The 2080-nt window shown below is 62.8% G+C and carries 2 protein-coding genes; both read right to left on the reverse strand.

Translation table 11 applies throughout. The features are described from left to right. Positions 1–137: 137 nt before the first annotated feature. A complete protein-coding gene (locus tag AAFX91_RS41130; RefSeq protein ID WP_165421558.1) occupies positions 138–299 on the reverse strand; it encodes a hypothetical protein in 162 nt (53 codons plus the stop codon). Positions 300–384: 85 nt separating this feature from the next. Continuing rightward, entirely contained in the window at positions 385–1950 is a 1566-nt protein-coding gene (locus AAFX91_RS41135; RefSeq protein WP_394570285.1) for a hypothetical protein, read from the reverse strand. Positions 1951–2080 lie beyond the last annotated feature (130 nt).

A 2080-nucleotide genomic window follows, 5' to 3' on the forward strand; every position in this document is an offset into this window, starting at 1 on the left:
GTCCTCCTTGCCGACCAGTTGACCTGTTACCCATGTCGCCGGTCTATTCTGTTACCCATGTAGCCGGTCAGGACCTCCGAGCTGCCCTCTCCCACAAGGGGAGAGGGCGCGCATCAATGGGCATCCGGCGAGCTACTCTAGCGATTGAGCCAGGCCCAGACGATGCCGGCTGCGATCGCGGCGACAATGATGGTGACGGCGATCGCCCATGTGCTGACGCGGACGGCGCCGATCATCTGCCGTTCGGCCTCGTTCTCCGCGATCTCGCGGTTGCGCTGCTTCTCGTCGGATGCGCTCATGGGCGGCCTCCGAGCGCAGCATAGCACATAACACGTGACGAAAGTAATTCGGGTTGCCGCTCACCTCTTCGAGGTGAAAGCAGCCTTACGGGCTTTTGATGAAGCACATGCCCATGCGAGAGGTCTTGCCGGCGGCCTGACAGACGAGTCCCTCAGCGCAGGTCCAGTTGCGAAAACTCCGGTCGTTGTCCGCGGCTTTCGCGCTTTGCTGATAGCAATGGGCGCCCCAGCCATCCTCATATTCGGTGCCGGCAAGCTCGGTGCTGCCGCGTAGCTGCGGGCGGTTGGAGAAGCCGCGGGAGAAATCCGGCTGGGTGTTGCGGGCAAATGCAGCCAGGATGTCGCGGCGCCGGACCTGGTCGCCGAAGAAATGCGGCGAGGCCGGCACCACTGTGGTATTCGACGGCTTGGCCGCCATCCAGTCGACGCCGGGGAAATGGAAGCCGCCGATGCCGCGGGTCTGGTGGCATCCGGCGCAGGTGATATCGTTGAGCCGGCGCTCGAAGCCCGCGACCGAGCGGATGTTCTGCAGCCTGGTGCCGTCTTCCGCCGCCTTCCTCAGCGCACCGACGACATCATTGTCATCGAATGCAGCCGCGCTGCTTTCACCCTGCATCATCCCATATTCGGGTTGCAGTTCCGACAGGTCGAAGCCAACAGGCGTCGGCGCGATCGCAGCCTTGGCGAGGAATTTCTCCGGGATCAGGATCGTGCCACGGTCGAGCTCTGCGAAATGGCTGGGATCGAGCAGCCAGTTCTTGAACTCGCGCTTCAGGTTCTGATCGGAGAGGATGCGATCGCGATCGATCTGGTTCTCCAGCGGCGCTTCCGCGAAGCGCCCGGCGTCGCTGATGAAGTTGAACACTTTCAGGAGATAGTCGGTGCGGAAATCGCGCGTCGGCGATTTCGGCGCGTGCGCGATCTGCAGGTTGGTCTCGATTTGCTCGATATTCTGGTAGCCGATCAGGTCGAGCGGGCCGTCCTTGCCGGTCAGCTTTTCAAGTCCCCCCTCGCCCGCCGATGAAACGTCGCTGATGGCAAGCCAGCGCCGCGCGATCTCGCGGCAAGTGATCGCGGCACCGTTTCGATCGCGCGCGCCCTCGCCCTTCGCCTTCAAGACCAGATTGAGCGTCATCGGCAGCCGTTGCGAGACCGCGTTCTCGCCGATCACGGGCGCATCGATGCGCGTGAGCCGATAGATCAGCCGGATTTCGCCGCAGCTTTCGGGCGAGACATAGGCGCGGTCCATACGGTTGACGATGCCGGCCAGCACGAAGCGCGTTGCTGCGGAGTAAAGCTGCGCGCGATCGAATAGCTGGAAGGCGAAGCTATCGCCGACGCCGATGGTTTCGTTCGGAAGCTCTTGGCTGTGCTTTGAGATGTAGCGATCGAACTCGCGATCGAGCGCCGCGCGGATCGGCGCCATCGACGGCAGCGCGAACAGTTCGGCATCGTCGAGCGGAAGATCGGTCTGGCGCTGCGGCGACAGCATGCGCCCGAGACCGAACCTGCCATGATCGAGATCACGGAGCACTGAGGGATCGGTAATCGCTGTGCCGCGTTCCAGCGCCTTGTCCTGTGCGGCACGCGCCGCCAAGGCGCCGCACAGCAGGGCGAGCAGGATCGTGAGGAAACGCAGCGCACGGCTCATGCCCCACTAACACCGCGCTTAGTGGTCTATCACAGTGATTTTGACTCTTTGGTGGTGGCTGGATAGGCGCGGCCGAGTTTGGCGCGAGCTTTGTCGGTTGTGAACATCCATTTGATTCGGGCTCGGGTTT

This window comes from Bradyrhizobium sp. 31Argb, from assembly GCF_043638955.1.
Lineage (GTDB): Bacteria > Pseudomonadota > Alphaproteobacteria > Rhizobiales > Xanthobacteraceae > Bradyrhizobium.